This is a genomic window from Paenibacillus sp. JZ16 (assembly GCF_015326965.1).
Lineage (GTDB): Bacteria > Bacillota > Bacilli > Paenibacillales > Paenibacillaceae > Paenibacillus_AQ.
In genome coordinates this window covers 4,120,765-4,140,187 of the sequence record NZ_CP017659.1, presented here as the reverse complement: position 1 = coordinate 4,140,187, position 19,423 = coordinate 4,120,765, and the positions used below count along the sequence as shown (strand labels likewise).

The window sequence follows — 19,423 nt, the reverse complement described above, 5'->3', positions numbered from 1 at the left end:
TATGAGGAGGAATTTATAATGACAAACCAAATGATTACGCGGGTTGAAGGGCAAGTACTTGTATTGGAACGTGTATTTAATGCACCAAGAGAACTGGTATACAAGGTATTTACGGATGGAGAGCATCTGAAGCAATGGTGGGGGCCTCGCGGATGGGAGGTTACCGTATCCAACATGGATTTCCGTCCAGGCGGCTCGTGGCATTACTGCATGAAGTGTTTGGATAAGAACCAGGGCGATTTCTACGGAATGGAATCCTGGGGCAAATCGGTGTACCAGGAGATCGAAGAGCCGGAGAAAATTGTCCTTATCGATTATTTCTCCGATGCGGAAGGTACCATTGCAGAGGGAATGCCTGCTCCTATTTCTACGATGACCTTTGTGGAGCAGGATGGGAAGACCAAGCTGATCAACCGGGCAGTGTACGATTCTCCGGAGGCTCTTAAAACCGTGCTGGATATGGGGATGGAAGAGGGCGTAACGCAAACCTGGGATCGTCTAGAGGAATACTTGGCAGCCAAACAATAAGTTAGTCTCACTTACAATGTTAAAAGGTATAATGAATGGCCGGAATCCGCGTGGATCCCGGCCATTCTTGTATTATTTATGCATGGAATCCGTTGAATTCGAGTTATCAGTTAACTTGTAACTTGAAAAACCCGAGCTAAAAGTTCAATATAAAGATAATTGAATGATAGATAACGATGTTGACTGCCCGATGGCATGAAACAACGATAACCTTTTTTGCCACGGTTCTGCCTCGCGGCAAAGCATAATAGGAGGAAATTATGATGGAGATTGGGGTTAGCTCGTTCGTAGAGACTTGGCCGGATGTAAAGACAGGCGAAGTGATAAGCCACGCTCAGCGGCTGCGTGAGGTTGTTGAGGAAATCGTCCTGGCTGATCAGGTGGGATTGGATGTATATGGGGTAGGTGAGCATCATCGTAAGGATTATGCGGCATCATCGCCTGCGGTTGTGCTCGCCGCGGCTGCGTCCCAGACGAAGTGGATTCGGCTGACGAGTGCGGTTACGGTGCTGTCCTCCGCTGATCCGGTGCGGGTGTTTCAGGATTTTGCCACCTTGGATGCCATCTCGAACGGGCGTGCCGAGATTATGGCGGGCAGAGGTTCATTCATCGAATCATTCCCGTTATTCGGCTACGATCTGAGCCATTATGATGAGCTGTTCGAGGAGAAGCTGGAGCTGCTGCTCAAAATCCGCGAGTCGGAAAAAGTAACCTGGCAGGGCGGGCATCGCCCTGCGATTCATAACTTAGGCGTCTATCCGCGCCCGGTTCAGAATCCGCTACCGGTATGGATTGGCAGCGGAGGCAATTCGGAATCGGTTGTACGCGCTGGCCTGCTCGGTCTGCCGCTGGTACTGGCGATTATCGGCGGAAGTCCCCTGCAGTTCGCGCCGCTGGTTAAGCTGTATAAAGAGGCGGCCGCTCACGCGGGACATGATGTATCAAAGCTGCCGATCGGCTCGCATTCCCATGGATTTATTGCGGAAGATACGGAGATGGCAGCGGACAAGTTCTTCCCATCTACCCAAGCCAGCATGAATGTATTGGGACGGGAGCGGGGCTGGGGATTCTATGACCGCGCAAGATTCGATGCGGCTCGAAGCTTCGAAGGTGCGCTCTATGTCGGAGACCCGGAGACGGTCGCCCAAAAAATCATTCATCTGCGCAAGCATGTGGGCATTACCCGCTTCATGCTTCACGTGCCCGTGGGAACAATGCCTCACGACGAAGTCATGAGAGCCATTGAACTGCTGGGAACCGAAGTCGCCCCTCGGGTGCGCAAGGAAATCGACCGCTGGGAAGCCGCGGGTGAACCTGCGGAGTAAGCTGGAGCACTTTGATTCATATGGAATGGAATTACACGGAACTTTTTTCGGCCCGCATCGTTTATGACATAAACGGACAAGGCGGTGTACACCTTGCGGGTTGCCAGATATTTTGTGCTGTGGTTCGTATTTATATTGCTATTTACCGGTGCGATCGTAGGCATGGAGTATATCGAAGGATATAAGATTGCAACGACGGAATATTACGGCCTTCGTAATTTGGGGTTCGTGTTGGTGATCATCCCGATCTTACTGTCATCGCTCGTATATCCGGTGATCGTGCTTCCGTTATCGTGGCTAATCGGCAGCATGCGATGGGTTAGAGCTTCACTTCTCCTGTATGCTCTGCTGTATGCCGTGATGTGGGCCGGGGTGGGGGGGGTCCTGTTCTACGAATGCTATGATGCTCGATTCATACAGGAATATGAACTCCATGTCAGTACCGCCGTTATTCTGTTCGGTACGTTCGGCTTGGTCTACGCATGGATCGAGTGGAGATTATTGCGTAGATCCGTTACGACGGTTTAAAGGTCAAGAGACCGCTTCAGGGCCCAGATGGCTGCCCTGGCGGTCTCTTGTTTTCATTCTCATCACTTTTAAACTGCAACTCGACGGACTCGCTTGCCGGAGGCAGCTCCATGCCTTGTTCCCAGATCAGAATTCGGTCGTCGGGCGTTCCCAGGTAGAGGGCCTTGATTTGAACACCATCGCCAAAGCTCTTCTCATAGGCATTCCGCTCTTTAATATCGTTGAAATAGTACATGTTAGAAAGTCCCAGATCCGCGAACTTTTTGGACTTGATAATGGGGCGCTTGGGTGTGATGTACAAATTTCCGTTAGCATCGGAGTGACCGCTAGCCTGATTGACGTTGAAACCGTCGGTCATCTTCACATGATAGACAATGCGTCCATCCTTCAGCTGGCTAATATCGGATACTTGCATAACGCGGGTAGGTACGTTGGTAATGTTCCATTTGAACAGGCCTACATATACCAGGAACAGGAGTCCAACGGCTAGACAAGTGAGCAACAAACCTTTGGTAAACGCGATCCACTTGGTGCGCGACCATTGGGCGGCAACTTGCCGCAATCCGGCTCCCTCATCACGGTTTTGATCAATCGTTTGGGCTGGCAGCGGCATAGGGGAGCTTATGTGGCTTAGCACTTCCCGGCAATCCGGGCAATCGGCCAAATGCTCTTCTACCAGGGCCTTGGTGTCTGCGCTGCACACATGATCATAGTACAAGGGCAGCAAATCCTGAATAATATCACATGAAACTCGGCTCACGGTCGATTCTCCTCCTTGTACAGGCTTTGAATTTTTTGCTTGGCTCGAAAGAAGGTGACTCTTGCCCAGCTTTCGTTTTTTTCGAACAGCTGGCTGATTTCGCCAAAAGACAACTCTCCGAACACCCGCAGCGTGAACACCTCTTTATACGGCTCGTCCATCAAGTGCAGAATCTGGTGGATTCGGAAAGCCTCTGCTTTATCGACGGTTTGCCATTCGATATCCAGACCGCTGCTGTGCTCGACCTGCGAAGCCGGCTCATACCGCTTTTGTTTTTCAAGATAGGAGAAGTATGTATGTTTAGCGATTTGGCAGAGCCAAACGCTTAGTTTGCACGTACCTTGAAACGAATCGATATGCTTCAGCGCTTTGAAAAACGTCTCCTGTGTGAGTTCTTCCGCAACATGCTCATCTCTGCTAAGCGACAGCAGGAACCGATACACGTCTTGAAAGTGCTGATGATAGACCTGGCGCAAATCCGTCACATATTCACCTCCTTGCCTATATGACCGGGTCAGGGCCGATTCGTTACAAGAACTTGAGGGAAAAGTTTCGGCCGGGCGATCTACTCATAGCGGATCCCATTCGATGCCGTCTCCATCGCGTTCCAGTCCAGAATGCGGATGGTCTGTCCGTTTCGCTCCAGGATCCCTTTTTGTACAAAAGCATGCATGACCCTGTTCAAATGCCGGTGTGTGGTACCAAGCAAGCTGGCGATCTCCCCGATATGGTCGGTCTTCAGCTCCATTCCGAAGGAAGGGCTGGATCCCGGCGACATGGTGGACATAAGATAGCTGGCAAACCGGTTCTCGACCGATGCCAACAAATTGACGCGGGAAGCGGTCGTGCACGTCTGGAGTTTGTAGCTCAGGTGATCCAGCAAGGTGGATGTAAAGCGGGCGTTTGTCATTTCATGTTGCTTAATATAGTCAAAGGACAGCCCGATAAAGAGGCATTCGTTAACGGCTTCAATCTGCGATTGGACCGGAACGCTTCGAATCAATTCAATATCCCCGATGATGGAAAAAGGATGGCCAAAGCGCAGAAGAAGCGATTTGCCGGTTTCGATGCTGGAGGTCACTTTAATCTTCCCTTGCACAAGGAACAGAAGGGAATTCATGGCGAAGCCTTCATGCAGGATGATCTCGCCGGGCTCGTATTGCTGCAATGTAAAAGGCACAGGCCTGCTCAGGTCCAGCATGTTCTCGAATTGAAATTGTTCCAGCTTGGCTTTCATCAATGGTGCGTCATGAAGTAGTTTCATGGGTCTTGGGGTTGCTCCTTTCTCTCCTGGACAAATGTCCTTCTCATTATACGATCAACTGCTATGATAAGAGCAATGAGAAGATACAGGAGGGCAAGGGCATGAAATTTGTATTCGATCTGGACGGAACGATCTGTTTTAAAGGGCAGCCGGTTTCGGACGAGTTGTTGAAGGCATTGGAGGAGCTGGTGGCGCAAGGGCATGAGGTTATTTTTGCTTCCGCCCGGCCGATTCGCGACTTACTTCCCGTCCTTCATGAGCGCGTTCATCACTACCCGATGATCGGAGGCAACGGTTCGATGGTGGCGGCAGGGGGAAAGCGGATCTCCACGGCGGGCTTTGACAGCGAGGTGCTTCCGAGCCTTCTTCAGCTGTTAACAACGTATAACGTGAGCTATTTGATCGATGGAGAATGGGACTATGCCTATAGGGGTCCTGCAGATCATCCGATTCTGCTGAATTTAGACCCGCACAAGCTGGCCAAGAACGTGGCGCTCCAGGAGCTGAATTCGGTTGTGAAAATATTGATGCTGACCTCGGACCATATGGCGGAAGTCGAGGAGAGGCTGAGACAACTGGATGTCGTTGTTCACGTGCATGGAGGGGAAAATGTGCTGGATATCAGCCCTAAGGGGATACATAAATGGAGCGGGCTTCAGCAGCTGGGTGTGAAGGAGGGCGAGTATGTTGCCTTCGGCAACGATGCCAACGATATTACGATGTTCCAGCATGCGCTGCACGCGGTAATGATCGGTGATCATCCGCTGCTGGCACCGTATTCCTCGGAACACCTTCCGCTGGATCGCGATATCGAGCATGCGATTGCGGAACGGCTGCAGGCGCTCGGGCGTCAATATGCTACAGCAAGTTTGTAGGTCCTGTAAACTACTTCGGGAAATAGGATTGGCCTATTTTTTGTTAAATGCTTGACAGAGCATACCCGAGTGGAATATGATGGGTTCAATAAATGACAGTGAGTACTGACATTCCTAAGGGGAGAGGGAGAGCCTTCATGGAGCATAGTGACAACCTGAGCACGGATGATAAGCTGCTGCTGGCCGCGATCGACCTCATCTCTCGGAAGGGCTACAACGGGGTAACCACGCTGGAAATCGCTACGGCTGCCGGCTTAAGCGAGAAAACCTTGTTTCGTAAATTCGGGAGCAAGCAGAACCTCTTGGAAACAGCCTTTGAGCGCTATCATTATGGTGAAGAAATGACAAAGCTGTTTGAAGAGAAGCTGATAGGAGATTTAAGCGAAGACTTACTTCTTATCAGCCGGACGTACCATGAGCTGATGATTCGGAATCGGAAGCTGATCACGATCAGCGTGAAGGAGAACGATAACTTACCGGGCCTGCGGGAGATTACCAGCAAACATCCCAAGCAATACATGGATGTATTGACGAAGTATTTTACCGTGATGACCGAGAAGGGCAAAATGATCGCAGGCGATCCGGAGCTGCGGGCCATTTCGTTCATGATGATGAACTTCGGGGCGTTTATGAATGAACTGGACTCGGAGGAACTCTTCTCTTCCGTGACGCTTGATGCCTTTATCGAGGAAAGCGTGCGGATTTTTGCTAGGGCATTAACCCCCTAGTATTTTTTTAAACAGAATGTCAGTAAGTACTGACGGTCATAACTGTTGTATATCGAATTCACGAAAGAAGCCCAACGAGAGGTGGTTCAGGAGATGGAAACACAGAGATTAATGCGCGTTGTGATGTTCACCTTATGTCTGTCCGCGATGAGCGGCTTGATGTTTAACTTCGTGCTGCCGGATATGCGGGAGGAATTCGGCCTGACGACGGCTCAAGTCAGCTGGGTCAGTTCTTCATATTCCTTGATCTATGGCGTCGGAACGGTCCTATATGGGAAGCTCACGGAACGGATTCAACTTCGAAATCTGATTACGATCGGACTGCTCCTGTTCGCGGTCGGATCGCTGGTCGGCCTGTTCTCGCAAGTGTTCTGGATGGTGCTGGTCAGCAGATGTCTGCAGGCCGTCGGAGCCGCGGCGATTCCGGCAACGGCGATGTTAATTCCGATACGCTACATTGCACCCGAGCGAAGGGGATCGGCTATGGCCACGGCATTCGTGGGATTGTCCATCGGCAGTGCGCTGGGTCCCATCGTGTCTTCACTTGTAGCCAGTATTGCAGATTGGCGCTGGTTATTCTCTATTCCGCTGCTGATCTTAATCACGATTCCTTTATATCGAAAATACTTGAAGGAAGAAAAACTTCAGTCCTCCGGCCAATTCGATTGGCTGGGAGGCGGACTGTTAGCGGCGGCGGTTACCTTTCTCCTGCTCGGCGTCACGAACGGATCCTGGTGGCAGCCTCTTCTTGGGCTGCTGGCAATGGGGCTGCTTATCATGCGTATTCGCACGGCTGCCGTACCGTTCGTAGATCCGGGATTATTCCGGAACAAAAACTATACCCTCCGATTAATCGTGATGTTCATCGTTAGCGGCATCGGGTTCTCTCTGCATTTTCTAAGCCCGTTGTTGCTGTCGGAGGTACAGGGGCTCTCGCCGGGGTGGGTAGGTTTTGTCATGGTACCGGCAGCAATCGCGTCGGCCTTGCTGGGTAAAGCAGGCGGAAGGCTTGCGGATGGGAGGGGGAATACGTATCTCTTCCTTGTGGCCGTCGGATTATTGCTGGCATGCTTTGCGCTGCTGTCTACTTTCATTGGAATATCGCCTGTTCTGATCGCGGTCTTCTTGATTCTCGGACATGTGGGACAGACGTTTGTCATGATTGCATTGTCCAATTCCGTTTCGCTCAGCCTGCACAAGGAACAAGCGGGAGTCGGGATGGGACTGATGCAGATGCTGAATTTTATATCGGCAGGCATGGCCTCGGGCGTGTACGGCAAGATGCTGGATATCCAGTCCGGCATCCACTGGAATCCGGCCCACTTCTACACGGAGGGGAACCTCTATAGCAATATCTACCTAGCTTTGGCTGTGCTGCTGATAGCCATCATGCTGTTCTATTATGTTCAGTTCGGTCAAAGAGAGTCCAAGGGGATTGTGTTGGAAAGCCCAAATTAAGCATTTCATGCAACATCATCATACATTATGGAGGAGATTTATATGACAACAACCTTATTTATCAAAGCCAATAACCGCCAAGGGTCTGTAACGGGAAGACTATATGACGCGTTTCTGGAGAGCTATCGGGTGGCCCATCCGAAGGATACCGTAATTGAAGTGGATCTGTATAAGGAGCATATTCCTTATCTGGATGAAGTGATGATTAACGGGAATTTTAAGTCTGCTATGGGCATGGAACTCACACCGGAAGAAAAGGCTATGAGTGATATAGTCACCAAACATCTGGAGCAGTTCATAGCCGCAGACAAGGTGGTGTTTGCGTTCCCGCTATGGAACCTGACCGTCCCGGCTGTTTTGCATTCGTACCTGGACTACATGCACCATCCGCGCAAAACCTTCCAGTACACGGAGCAAGGGTTGGTGGGGCTCTTATCCGATAAAAAGGCGGCCTTATTGAATGCCAGAGGCGGCGTATATGCGGAAGGAGACACGTCGGAGATGGCGGTAAGCTTCGTTAAGAATCACCTGAACGTATTCGGCATTACGAATGTGACTACCCTTGTGATTGAAGGGCATAATCAATTCCGAGACCGGAGTGAGGAGATCATTGAGCAGGGATTGCGGCAAGCTGCAGAGGCGGCTCAAGGGTTTTGACACCACTCAAGGTGAGACCATTAAGTTAAAACTTTTTCAGCTTCTGTGGTCTTTTTTGGACTACAGTCTTAATCAAAATACCCCGCAGGTTGTGTCAGCCTGCGGGGTACTTCTTTTGCATGAGCAGCAGAACTTAAAATGACGGTACTACTTTACGGAAAACGTCATCTCCAGATCTTCAATATAGTGTTTGATAACATTGCCGTCACTGTCTAGTTTGTATGGGCCGGAATTGCCTTCTATAAATTCAGGCTTGTAAGGCTTCAAGGTGATGGATTTTACGTCTTTATCCAATTTTTCCAGAATGAAGTCGTAATACATGTCGTCATTCTTATTGTTCTCGTCCGTGCCTCTTGCGCTTATCATCTCCAGCTTGTTCCCTTGGTCATCCACAAAATCGTAAGAGATGCTTTGATACTCTTCGCGATTTTTCTCATATCCCTTTAAGATCAGCTGCACTCGGGAAGAAGTGGACATAAGTGCCGCCTTCTTGAGCGTCATGGTCATTTTACCCGATGTTTTGGTTACATTCGGCTGCAGCACAACTGGTTTCTCCGCCGATTTTTGGATAGGAATGTTCAATTTAAAAGGTTTTTTGGTTCCTTCCAGATAAACGTTAGCGGTGAGCTTGAACTTGTCTGGCAGAGGCTTAATATTCTTTCCAAGCCAGGAAGCGTCGGATAGCGAGATCTGGATGGCGTCATTGCCCACAGTTCCCCAGCGCAAGTCTGGTCTGTCCGCAAGGGCGTTGCCAAGACTATGGAGAGGCTTGCCGTCAATTAGAACGTCCAAGTTATTGATGGCGCCTTCGGCATAAATCACGTCTTCGAGTTCAGGATCATATTTCCCAGTTATTTCACCGGAAAGCTCTTTTCCGCTCCGTTCAATTATAATTTGAATGTGGTTGCCGTCGTGAATGGCCTTAGTTGCGCTAAGTGTAATTTCCCCTTGAGTCGCGCTAGCAATCACAGCTTGTTTGCTGTTTTCCGTTTTTTGAACTGCCGTTTTGGTGACTGCTGTTTTGGTTGCGGCTGCTTCAGCGTTACCCCAGGCAGCCCCGCCTAACATGGTGGCTGCAAGTGCAGCGGTAGATAGAACTTTATATGCTTTTTTCATAATAATGATCTCCTTGTTTAAATTGTTGTTTTATTTTTTTCTACTATTGCTTGTGATGTACTCCAGCGGTCACTGCTGGCCGTACAGTTTTTTCAGAATGGTCTGATCCACAGGCACCGTGATCTCCAGGTCCTTTAAGTAGGTTTTGACAATCTCACCATGCTTATCGATTTTAAATGGACCGCTTTTCGCCGAAGGATCCTGGTATTCGGGTAGAAACGGCTTTAGCGTGATATAAGCTGGAGCGTCTGCAAAGCGTTCAAACAGCAGCTCATCTCGCTGATGCTTGAGACTGTTATCGTTGAAAGTTCCCATAGCGCCTATCGCACCGAGCACCCGGCCTTGATCATCCGAAACCTCGTATAGCAGGATATTGTTACGGAGGCTTTTTGCTGAGTCTGTCTGCTCGACATTTATTCGAACTACCGTTGTAATCGGCGTAAAGTTAACCTGCTCAAGGGTTAATCTGAGACTACCCCATTCCCTTGTCTCTCCTGAAGAGATTACTAATTGCTCGTTGTTCTTGTGGACCGGAATCTTCATGGCAAATGGTTCTTCAATACCATCAAGCGAGATCCTGACCTCTAACTGAAACTGATCGGGGATAGGAACTTTTCCATCGGTCAAGTAGGAGTAATCAAACAGTTCGTACATTACCACATTCGGATCTGATGTCGGTTTGCCGCTCAAACCCAGCTTACCGGGGTAAGATTTGTCATAAATAGACTGGCCGTTGATAAGCACTTCAACATCGTTTATGGAGCCTCTGACTGATTTGTCATCCATTATGCTATCGGCATTCACTATGTCTCCAGCAAATCCTTCACCTTCCCGTTTGACAGCCATGGACAAACGAATACCGTCATATGAGACCTCAGGGATGCTAAGCGTCACTCCTTCATGGGTGACCTTGGCGTCCGTCATAGCTACCAGGCCACGTTCTTCCGCCGTTTGCAGTCCCAGGTCGTCGGTCAATTTGAAAATGCTGCCGATCACCGGTATTTTCTTGAGCGACTCGGCCATGATCGGCGATACATAAGCGCTGCTGATTACCCCGATGAAGGCGGCCGCGGCTACGGCTCCTACAATTCTGCGCACCTTTTTGGAGCGGCGTTTCTGATCGGTCTCGGTCTGCATGGGAAGTTCAGCCAAGGAAGCATAGACCTCATCCTGCCGGCGTCGGATGATTTCCGGAACCGTGGTGTTCCATTGTTTTCCGGCCTCCCGTAGCTCTTTATTCAGATCAATTGGGTTCATAAGACAGCTTCCCCTCCCGAGTATGCTTTACCCGATCCGCTAGGATCCCGCGCGCTCTGTGAAGGCGTGCTCTAACCGCTCCCTCAGAAATATCCAACACGCTTGAGATCTGTTTGATGGGCAAATCTTGAAAATAAAACAAATGGATCACGATGCGAAGCGATTCGTCCAAGCTCTCCACCGCTTCATGAAGATCGAGCTTGTGACTATCTTCGTAATAATCAGCGGACCTTGTCGCTTCAGGCACTTCAGCCATGGTCACGGTTTTTTCCTGATTCCGAAGCAGCTGATTGCATTCATTGATCAAGATCCGGATCACCCAAGTTTTGAAATACTGTGGTTTTTGCAATGTTGCCAAAGATCTATAAGCTTTCAGCGTCGTTTCTTGAAATGCGTCCGCAATATCTTCATCGCGTCTTACAATGGACTTTGCCAAGCGGTACAGCTCGGGTTCCAGCCTCCGGAAGAGCCGGATAAAAGCTTCACGATCTCCCCGCTGTGCTCTCTTGACTTCCAGTTCCATATCTTGCACGATTTCATCTCCTTTTGAGGGCCCTCTATAAGATTAGATGGATTAGCACACTGAAATGTTATATGAGATTCCAAAAAAATAAAAAAAGCAATTTTATAGGTTTAACGGTAAACCGAATTCTATCGATCAACGAGCGAACAACGATGAGGTAGACGCCTCTGCTGACAGGCTAGTCGAGAAAGAATGATTTTAATCATTTTCTGCGAATCACAGGACTTCAACCTATAGTAAAATTAGTCATGGTTTGTGATGCTGCTCATTATCAGGCTATGAAGGAGTGAATGACCCATGGCGCATGCAAATGATGTTCTAATGAATCAACTGTTAGCGAACGCAAATGATCCCAGCTGGCATATCCCGTTCCAGCAATCCGTGGAACATTTGACCGAGGATGAAGCGTTCTGGACACCTGCCAACGATAGTCACAGCATTGTCGAGATCATACAGCATCTGCTGTATTGGAATGAAACGTGGCAGACGCGGTACCGCGAATCGCGGGTCGATGCCGTTCCTTCTATTGGAGACAACCATAAAAGCTTTATCATTCCGGATAACGCAACCTTCGCCGAGCTAAGAGACCGATTGCTTGAGGTTTTGCTGCAATGGCAGGAGCTGTTGTCAGCGGCCAAGCTGGAGCAGGAAGTGAATGGATTCCCGGTACCGGCCAAGTGGTGGGAGATTGTGGGCAATGCTGCTACGCACAATGCCTATCATATCGGTCAGATTGCGTATATCCGCAAGCTGCAGAAGAGCTGTACCCCCTTAGAATGGTAATCCGCGGTTTTTATCACCCCTGAAGGTGTTCCACGGTTGAAATCTCGTACAGCTTCGTTGCTCCCAGGTTGCTAATGACATCTCCCTGCACACGAAAAATGCATGGATGGTACCCGAATCTTCCCTGGGCCCACCCATGCACCTCGTTTATAACGCTTCTTTAATTACCCGTTTATAGAACATGACCGATAACAACCCGAATATGGAATACAGCGCCGTATACAACAGCATAACCATGACCATGGGCAGCCAGAGCTCGGTTCCGAAGAAGAACCAGCCGGACTTAACGGCGAAGTAACTGTGGGACAACCCGACGACCAGCGGAATGCCGAAGTTGAACAGCTGCTTGATCTGAATCCCCTTCAGCAGGTTTCCTTGCGTGAAGCCCAGCTTCCGGAGAATGGTATAATTCGGCTTCTCCTCTTCACCTTCATCCATCTGCTTAAAGTACAGGATACATCCTGAAGTAATCAGGAAGGTAAGTCCCAGGAATCCTACGATGAACATCATCAAGCCCATATTGCTCTTCTGGTTGAAGACCATTTCCGTCTGAGATAAGTTCCCTGTTCCCTCGCTAATGTCGAGGTTCTTAAAGATTTGATTGGCCTGATCCATAGCGTTTGGATCCACAATATCAATGCCGTGATAGACATTGGACTTCTTCTGGATCTTCGGATCAAGGTCTTGAACCAGCTTATCGAATACGGTCTGGTCCACAATCGCCGTCGGCAGTCCGCCGCTTGCATAATAATAGGATACGTAGGCTTCCTTGTCCAAGCCGATCAGCTTCTGCTTAAGGCTGTGTTTAGGGCTTATGAGCTCAATTTCCCCTGTGGTCTGAATCGCCATAAATTGCTGGATTGCGTCACTGTATCCCGTGAACAGCATCTCCCCGGGGGAAACATCCTTGCCTTCGACGCTGGCATCACTGATTACCGGGATGATCATGGAACTGGAATCGACTTGCCCAGAGACTTCCAGGCTGGCCCCGATAATGTCGGATAGGTCCGCATTCACCTGAATCACGTCCCGTAAGGTCTTCGTAAATTCGATATCCTCATCCGTAAGTGCCTGGATGAAGGCGGCATAATCCTTTTGATCCGCTACCGCAAAATGATTGGGTACACTCTGCTCGGCCGATTTCTCCGCAGAATAATATGAGATATAGCTGAGTGACAATAGTCCGATTGCAAGCGCGGATACGGTCGTAATGATGGTCAGCAGCAGCGCATTCGATTTCATGCGGAACATGATGGAGGAGAGGGATAGCACATCGTTCAGGGACAAGTAACCGCCCTTGCTCTTCCGGATTGCGTTGAATAGAAAGCTAACCGACCCTTTATAGAACAGATAAGTCCCGATGATTACCGATCCCAAGATTAGGATCATGGCCATGAACAGCTCGTTCATGGTGGTGAAATCTCCGCTGAACAGCTTGGTCGATACATAATAACCGAGAAGGATGAGTCCGATGCCGAGCAGTCCGAATAACATTTCGGCGAAGGACATTTTCTTAATTTGGTTCTCGGTTGTGGATACGGCGCGGAAGAGGGACAGAATGCTCTGTCTTTTGATGAATGTATAATTCATGATCATAATCAGAACGTAGATGACGGCAAACACAATCACGGTCTGGATCATCGCCTCGGTGGAGAAGGATAAAGCCGCTTCGGTATCTACGCCGGTCACCTTGAACAGAATCATCAGGATTAAGCGCGAAGCCGCGAAGCCGGCAAAAATACCAATGACCATGGAGCCGAAATACAGGATCAGGTTCTCTGCGCTTAGGATCCGGAATATCTTGCCTTTGGTCAATCCGATGAGCTGAAACAGCCCGATCTCTTTACTGCGCCGTTTAATGAAAATCGTGTTGGCATACAGCAGGAATATCGCTACGATTGCCACGAGCAGCACGGAGGCAGCACCAAGCGCTGCCGCTCCCTTCACAGAGCCTTTCGCTTCATCCATCGCCGGATCATATTGCAGCGTGACAAACGCGAAGTACAGACCCACGCTGAAGATGAGCGCAAATACATACAGATAATAATTCTTGATATTCTTCTTCAAATTCCGGTAGATCAGATAATTAATGTTCATTCTGAACACCGCCTAGCACGCCCTGAGTTTTGATGATGTCATTGAAGAAGGCCTGCCGGGACTGCTCACCCTTGTTCAGCTGGGTATAGATCTGTCCATCCTTAATGAAGACGACCCGGGTGCAATAGCTGGCGGCCACGGGATCATGGGTAACCATGATGATCGTGGAATCGATCTTCTGATTTAATTCGCTTAGCTTGTTCAACAGATCGGAAGCGGACTTCGAGTCCAGCGCGCCCGTCGGCTCATCGGCAAAAATAATGCTGGGATCATGGATAAATGCGCGAGCCGCGGAGGTTCGCTGCTTCTGTCCCCCGGAGATTTGGTTCGGATATTTATCCTTGAGTTCGTAGATGCCAAGCTCGGTCGCGATGCGCTGGAATTTCTGATCCGCTTCTTTTTTCGAGACTTTCTTAATGGAGAGCGGCAGCAGCACGTTTTCCTTGACGGTTAATGTATCCAGCAGGTTGTACTCCTGAAAAATAAAACCCAGATGGTGCTTCCGGAACTCCGCCAGCTCCTTCTCCTTCAGGCCCGTAAACTCCTTACCCTCGATCTTGATGCTGCCGAGGCTCACTTTATCGATCGAGGAGAGCACGTTCAGCAGCGTGGTTTTACCTGAACCCGACGCGCCCATGATGCTGACGAACTCGCCTTTATCCACGCGGATATCGATACCCTTCAGCACTTCCTGTTTATTGAATTTGTTGCCGTAGCTTTTATGAATTTGGTTTGCTTCAAGAATTGCCAATTTCACTCACTCCTTCGTTATCTGTCCTTATCATAAAGGAGTCGCAGCGCCTTTTCCTTCGATTCGCCGAACAAAGTGCAAAAGCATGTGACATTGTTGTCACATGCCGGTAACGCTCACGAAATCATTCCGTTTCGGAAAGATCAAGGTAAAGGTGGTGCCGATGCCGAGCCTTGATTCCACCTGAATGCGAATCAGCAGGGCATCGGCTACTTTTTGCGTCAAATAGAGCCCCATGCCGGTTGCGGCACTGTCCTGATGCGAGGTGGTCGAAGTGAAGCCTTTGTCGAAAATACGGGGCATGTCCTTCGGATCAATGCCGCGTCCGGCATCTTGGATGGCAAGTCTGACATGGTCATCCGTGAGATCGCTCTCGATGAGGATGTCCGAAGCGTTGCTGTATTTGACCGCGTTGGTCAGCAGCTGGCGGATGATAAAGCCCAGCCACTTGGCATCGCTGAGCACTTCCGTTACCTCAAGGGAAACGTCAAATCCGATCCCTTTCTGCATGCACCAGGACTTGAGCGCACGTATTTCCTGGAAGATGATCGGCTCAAGCGCGAATTCCTCGATCAGCAGATCATTCCGGATAAAGGGGATGCGCTTCTGGTGCAGCTGCTGGTCAAGCAGCAGGTGGATGCGAAGCCACTCATACTGGAGCTGAGCCTTTAACGTCTCATCTTTCATGCGCTCGATCATCAATTGCATCGTGGTGAGCGGCGTTTTCACTTCGTGAATCCAGGATAGCAGATCGTCCTTCTCCCCTTGTATCTCCATTAGACGTATGGAGGATTCCTTCTTGAAGCGCTCCGTTTGAAGGGAGAGGATGTCCATGGCAATCGCCTCAAAGGGGTGCTCCGGCTCGCTGATGGCGGCTAAATCGTAGGTGTCATCCCACGCCTGGAGGCTTTTGTAGAACTTGGTTTCCCGGTTGTACCTCACGAACAGGAACACCAGGAAGAACAGCACCGACAGAAACACGATATAAAGGATGGGCAAGAACGGGATCTGGGAGTCCACGGCGGCTATGAACAGGAACAGCAGCTGCAGAAACACGAAGAACAGAATCCAGCTTAGTCGTTCCCGGATGTAGGCGATCATCATGCATGGGCCTCTTCCGTGGCGATATACCCTTGTCCCACCTTGGTTTCAATGTAGGGATCAAGTCCGAGGGGCTCCAGCTTCTTGCGCAGCCGGTTGACGTTGACCGTTAACGTATTATCGCTGACAAAATGCTCGTTGTCCCATAAACTCTTGATCAGATCCTCACGGCTGACGATTTGATTTTTTCGCTCCATGAGGATTTTCAGAATGAACATCTCATTCTTTGTCAGTTCAGCGGTGCCCTGAGGGCTGCTAATGGTATTTTTACCGAATTCGACGGTGGCTCCGCGCCAAGTTCTCAGCTCGGTCCGTTCGGTATTGTAATTGTATACCCGGCGCAGAGTGGCCTGGATTTTGGCAATCAGGACATCAAAGTGGAACGGCTTCTGAATGAAATCGTCGGCTCCAAGCTGCATGGACATCACCATATCGGTCGGATGATCGCGGGAAGACAGGAAGATAATCGGCACGTTCGAGTGGGAGCGAATCATTCGGCACCAATGGAACCCGTCAAACTTCGGCAGCTGGATGTCGATGATGACCAGATCGGGTTGAACCGCTGTAAACTCCTGAAGTACGGCGCTGAAATCCTGTACGCCATAAACGTTATACGACCATTGAGACAGTCGCTCCTGCACTTCATGGAATAGGGTCACATCGTCTTCGATTAACATAATTTTAAACAAGAGATTCACCACGCTTTATAAGGTTGTTCAAAGCCCTTCAGCAAGCTTTCCCGGTGCTAAAAAAGCTGACTATTGCTTGCAAATTACTACAGTTTTCATTCCCAGTGTATAGCAAAATGTCGATATGTGCTATCTGTGGGACCCATCCGCGTGTGCGTATATGACGAGGCTTAAATACCTATTTACAAACATTTCCTACCTTCCCATAATAGAAATGAGCCTATGACCTGGGAGGGGACAAATATCGTTATGTATAAGAAGTTCAAGTGGTTGACTGTACTCATTGCAGCTGTGCTGGTTGTTATGACAGGATGTCAGGCCGTCGGGGGACTGGATATCAACAAGGCGTTGCTTACCAGTCTCGATGTTAAATCCAGCGAATCCAAGGCAAGTATTCGATTCGAGGTGGTGCCATCGGACAAGGCCCTATCGACTGAAGATAAAGAAGCGATTGATCTCATTAATTCGTTATCTCTGAATATGGACCATGCCATCGTGCAGGATAGCAAAACGGTGTCCATTCAGGGCAGTATCCAATATTCGGACAAGAAGATTCCGCTTCATGTGTCCATGGATTCCAAAGGAATGGCGATTCAATTAGAAGGCGCCAAGCAGCCGTTCTATTTATCGATGGATACGACCGTTCCCGGATTGCCTGATACCAGCCAATACGAACAGGCGATTCAGGATGTCGTGAAGAAGGCTGCAGGACTTGTGCTGAAGCATTTTCCAAATCCATCAACAATTGCGGTGAAGTCCGCTCAGGAGAAGGTGAACGGGGAAAGCCTGAACCTGACGCATCTCCACATGGAGCTGACCGGTGAAGAGATCTTGAACATGGTTAAGCCTTTCGCCGAAAGTCTGCTTAAGGATGAAGCCGGCTTGAAGCAAGTGATCGGCGATGCGTATGATGCCATTTATCCGATGATAACCAGCATCGGCGAGGCCTATGGCGAAGACGTAGAACTCCTGCCACAGGAATCCAAGGAGGAGGTCGTCGCATCGCTCTACGAGATCGTGCATGGCGCACTGATCGAATTCACGGAGAACTATGATGAACAGAAGGAACAGTTATTGGAGGAGCTACCGGGATCCGAAACCGTCTTTGGTAAGGATACGGTCCTCAAGCTGGACTACTACTTCGATGAGCAGCTGAATACACGCAAGAATGCGCTGGAGCTGACTGTCGCGCTACCGGCTTCCGAGGACCTGCCATTGAAAGCATTCAAGGTGTATTCCGAAGGTGAGGTCTGGAATATCGGCGGCGCAGTGAAGGCCAATCAGGTGGACACGTCCAAAGGCGTGCTGGACGTTCTGAATGATTCGGTGACACCGGGTCAAGTGCTGCGGAACTTTGAAAAGGACTCCCTTATCTATAATGTGTTGAAGGATGATCTGAAGATCACGCACAAAACGATGTTTCTTAGTCCCGTAAGCGATGAATATGGATATGGTGTAATCAAGAAGAACAATCAGAGCTTCGTTCCGCTTCGTTACTTGACAGACCAATTGGATGCCGAAGTGAAGTGGAGCAAAGGCTCCAAGAAAATTACAGTCATTAATGATCTGACAGGGGAAGAAATCGTATTGACCGTGGGCTCCAAAACAGCCAGCGTCGGCGGTAAAAACGTGACGCTGCAGGAAGCTCCATTCGTTCATACCAACGGATCTACCTTCGTTCCGCTCCGGTTTATGGCAGAAGCGCTCGGTGCGACGCTTCACCTGGAGGGTGATGGCTGGATTTCGATTAAACGTGATTAGCGCTGATTGTTATGGATAACGGGCTGGCCTGGGTATGCCTGTTATGAAACGTATACAAGTTAAAGTATAGCGGGGCTGTTTCCTATCATCTTGGAATGGTGGGAAACAGCCTTTTTGTCATTCCTTCCTTCATCGTATGAACTGTACCGGTACAGTTGCAGTTATTTCAAATCGTAATGGGGTTCTCCCTGCCGTAAGATAAGTAGCAAATGCATCAACCTTCTGGTTGTCCTGCAAAAGAGAAGATGAAGGAGAACACATATTATGAATATACCGCATACAAGCCGTGCCTATGCCGCCGCGTTAGGATATACGGCCATCATTGGTTTTTCGTTTATGTTTGTAAAGCTGGCGCTGATCCATGCTAACCCGCTGGACACGCTGGCACACCGATTCACCATTTCGTTCATTGCCGCATCGCTCGCGCTACTCATAGCCCGTAGAAAGGTCCCGCTGGATCTGAAAAGGCTGCTGACCATCGTGCCGCTGGCGATATTCTATCCGTTCCTGTTCTTTACGCTGCAAACCTTCGGTTTGGTATACACCTCTTCGGCCGAGGCCGGAATCATTCACGCTACGGTACCGATCTTTACGATGCTCTTGGCATCGCTGCTATTAAAGGAACGCTCCAGCTGGGCACAGAAGCTGTTTACCGTGTTGTCGGTGACAGGGATCATCTCTATCTTCGTGTTGAAGGGGGTTTCCTTCGAGGCCTCGAGTACACTTGGGATTGTGCTAATTCTGCTGTCGGCGCTATCCAACGCCATTTACAGCGTGATGGCCCGCAAGCTGACGCAGAAGCAGCCGGTACTGGATATAACGTTCATCATGTCGATGATCGGATTCGTGCTGTTTAACCTGATGTCGGCCGCTCAACATGCTGCGCAGGGGACGCTTGTACATTATTTTGACCCGTTCATGCATCCGTCCTTCGTATGGGCCGTTTTGTATCTTGGCATTCTGTCCTCTCTCGGGACATCGCTACTGTCGAATTATTCCTTATCCAAGATGGAGGCATCCCGCATGGGCATCTTTAACAATCTGGCTACCGTGGTCACGATTTTCGGAGGTGTCGCCTTTTTGAATGAGGAGCTGGCTTATTATCATGTCATCGGCGCAGCACTCGTCATTATCGGGGTGATCGGGACCAGCCTTGCCGGGAGATCTAAGAGCGCTAGTCGTAAAGCGCTTGGGCGGAACAAGTCGAAACCAGCTTAATCTG

At 49.6% G+C, this 19,423-nt stretch carries 20 protein-coding genes; 10 read left to right on the top strand and 10 right to left on the bottom strand.

Features of this window, described 5'->3' with window-relative positions; translation table 11 throughout:
* Positions 1 to 18 precede the first annotated feature (18 nt).
* The 3 genes from BJP58_RS18860 (at position 19) to BJP58_RS18850 (ending at position 2,381) form a co-directional block, all read left to right on the top strand.
* Entirely contained in the window at positions 19 to 528 is a 510-nt protein-coding gene (locus tag BJP58_RS18860) for an SRPBCC domain-containing protein (RefSeq protein WP_194540139.1), read from the top strand.
* A 263-nt stretch (positions 529 to 791) separates the two neighbouring features.
* On the top strand, positions 792 to 1,853 hold the full coding sequence (locus BJP58_RS18855) for an LLM class flavin-dependent oxidoreductase (RefSeq protein WP_071220550.1): 1,062 nt from the start codon (positions 792 to 794) through the stop codon (positions 1,851 to 1,853).
* A 93-nt stretch (positions 1,854 to 1,946) separates the two neighbouring features.
* Positions 1,947 to 2,381: a hypothetical protein gene (locus BJP58_RS18850; protein WP_233354690.1), complete on the top strand. Its 435-nt coding sequence runs from the start codon at positions 1,947 to 1,949 to the stop codon at positions 2,379 to 2,381.
* Between the two features lie 16 nt (positions 2,382 to 2,397).
* Here BJP58_RS18850 and BJP58_RS18845 read toward each other — a convergent pair whose 3' ends face one another.
* The 3 genes from BJP58_RS18845 to BJP58_RS18835 all read right to left on the bottom strand — a co-directional run bounded on the left by BJP58_RS18845 (position 2,398) and on the right by BJP58_RS18835 (position 4,405).
* Complete coding sequence (locus BJP58_RS18845) at positions 2,398 to 3,141, bottom strand: zf-HC2 domain-containing protein (RefSeq protein WP_194540138.1); 744 nt, start codon at positions 3,139 to 3,141, stop codon at positions 2,398 to 2,400.
* Positions 3,138 to 3,626: an RNA polymerase sigma factor gene (locus BJP58_RS18840; protein WP_194540137.1), complete on the bottom strand. Its 489-nt coding sequence runs from the start codon at positions 3,624 to 3,626 to the stop codon at positions 3,138 to 3,140. Before BJP58_RS18840 ends, BJP58_RS18845 begins: the two co-directional genes overlap by 4 nt.
* A gap of 80 nt (positions 3,627 to 3,706) precedes the next feature.
* Complete coding sequence (locus BJP58_RS18835; protein ID WP_194540136.1) at positions 3,707 to 4,405, bottom strand: Crp/Fnr family transcriptional regulator; 699 nt, start codon at positions 4,403 to 4,405, stop codon at positions 3,707 to 3,709.
* Positions 4,406 to 4,506: 101 nt separating this feature from the next.
* On the opposite strand from BJP58_RS18835, the gene BJP58_RS18830 reads away from it, so the two are divergent.
* The 4 genes from BJP58_RS18830 to BJP58_RS18815 all read left to right on the top strand — a co-directional run bounded on the left by BJP58_RS18830 (position 4,507) and on the right by BJP58_RS18815 (position 8,123).
* Positions 4,507 to 5,280 (top strand): HAD-IIB family hydrolase, encoded by a 774-nt coding sequence (locus BJP58_RS18830; protein ID WP_194540135.1) that lies wholly within the window; start codon positions 4,507 to 4,509, stop codon positions 5,278 to 5,280.
* Between the two features lie 137 nt (positions 5,281 to 5,417).
* Positions 5,418 to 6,008: a TetR/AcrR family transcriptional regulator gene (locus BJP58_RS18825; protein WP_194540134.1), complete on the top strand. Its 591-nt coding sequence runs from the start codon at positions 5,418 to 5,420 to the stop codon at positions 6,006 to 6,008.
* A gap of 93 nt (positions 6,009 to 6,101) precedes the next feature.
* A complete protein-coding gene (locus tag BJP58_RS18820) occupies positions 6,102 to 7,466 on the top strand; it encodes an MFS transporter (protein ID WP_194540133.1) in 1,365 nt (454 codons plus the stop codon).
* Positions 7,467 to 7,508: 42 nt separating this feature from the next.
* Positions 7,509 to 8,123, top strand: coding sequence for an FMN-dependent NADH-azoreductase (locus BJP58_RS18815; protein WP_113057900.1), 615 nt, complete (start codon positions 7,509 to 7,511; stop codon positions 8,121 to 8,123).
* 147 nt (positions 8,124 to 8,270) lie between these two features.
* Here the strand turns inward: BJP58_RS18815 and BJP58_RS18810 are convergent, their stop codons facing one another.
* The 3 genes from BJP58_RS18810 to BJP58_RS18800 form a co-directional block, all read right to left on the bottom strand.
* Entirely contained in the window at positions 8,271 to 9,239 is a 969-nt protein-coding gene (locus tag BJP58_RS18810) for a DUF5643 domain-containing protein (protein ID WP_194540132.1), read from the bottom strand.
* Positions 9,240 to 9,308: 69 nt separating this feature from the next.
* Entirely contained in the window at positions 9,309 to 10,496 is a 1,188-nt protein-coding gene (locus tag BJP58_RS18805) for a DUF4179 domain-containing protein (RefSeq protein ID WP_194540131.1), read from the bottom strand.
* Positions 10,483 to 11,019 carry a sigma-70 family RNA polymerase sigma factor gene (locus BJP58_RS18800; RefSeq protein WP_233355148.1) on the bottom strand — a complete coding sequence of 179 codons (537 nt, stop codon included), beginning with the start codon at positions 11,017 to 11,019 and terminating at the stop codon, positions 10,483 to 10,485. The genes BJP58_RS18805 and BJP58_RS18800 overlap by 14 nt, the downstream gene beginning before the upstream one ends.
* Before the next feature lie 297 nt (positions 11,020 to 11,316).
* Here BJP58_RS18800 and BJP58_RS18795 point away from each other — a divergent pair, with 297 nt between their 5' ends.
* The gene (locus tag BJP58_RS18795) at positions 11,317 to 11,802 is read left to right on the top strand and encodes a DinB family protein (protein ID WP_194540129.1); all 486 of its coding nucleotides are present in this window, start codon (positions 11,317 to 11,319) and stop codon (positions 11,800 to 11,802) included.
* Between the two features lie 147 nt (positions 11,803 to 11,949).
* On the opposite strand, the gene BJP58_RS18790 is transcribed toward BJP58_RS18795, so the two are convergent.
* The 4 genes from BJP58_RS18790 to BJP58_RS18775 all read right to left on the bottom strand — a co-directional run bounded on the left by BJP58_RS18790 (position 11,950) and on the right by BJP58_RS18775 (position 16,440).
* Positions 11,950 to 13,899, bottom strand: coding sequence for an FtsX-like permease family protein (locus BJP58_RS18790; protein WP_194540128.1), 1,950 nt, complete (start codon positions 13,897 to 13,899; stop codon positions 11,950 to 11,952).
* Positions 13,889 to 14,650: an ABC transporter ATP-binding protein gene (locus BJP58_RS18785; RefSeq protein ID WP_009591195.1), complete on the bottom strand. Its 762-nt coding sequence runs from the start codon at positions 14,648 to 14,650 to the stop codon at positions 13,889 to 13,891. Before BJP58_RS18785 ends, BJP58_RS18790 begins: the two co-directional genes overlap by 11 nt.
* Before the next feature lie 99 nt (positions 14,651 to 14,749).
* A complete protein-coding gene (locus tag BJP58_RS18780; protein ID WP_194540127.1) occupies positions 14,750 to 15,754 on the bottom strand; it encodes a sensor histidine kinase in 1,005 nt (334 codons plus the stop codon).
* On the bottom strand, positions 15,751 to 16,440 hold the full coding sequence (locus tag BJP58_RS18775; protein WP_194544985.1) for a response regulator transcription factor: 690 nt from the start codon (positions 16,438 to 16,440) through the stop codon (positions 15,751 to 15,753). The genes BJP58_RS18780 and BJP58_RS18775 overlap by 4 nt, the downstream gene beginning before the upstream one ends.
* Positions 16,441 to 16,689: 249 nt before the next feature.
* On the opposite strand from BJP58_RS18775, the gene BJP58_RS18770 reads away from it, so the two are divergent.
* Entirely contained in the window at positions 16,690 to 18,201 is a 1,512-nt protein-coding gene (locus BJP58_RS18770) for a copper amine oxidase N-terminal domain-containing protein (protein ID WP_233354689.1), read from the top strand.
* Positions 18,202 to 18,465: 264 nt separating this feature from the next.
* Positions 18,466 to 19,419: a DMT family transporter gene (locus tag BJP58_RS18765; protein WP_194540125.1), complete on the top strand. Its 954-nt coding sequence runs from the start codon at positions 18,466 to 18,468 to the stop codon at positions 19,417 to 19,419.
* Positions 19,420 to 19,423 lie beyond the last annotated feature (4 nt).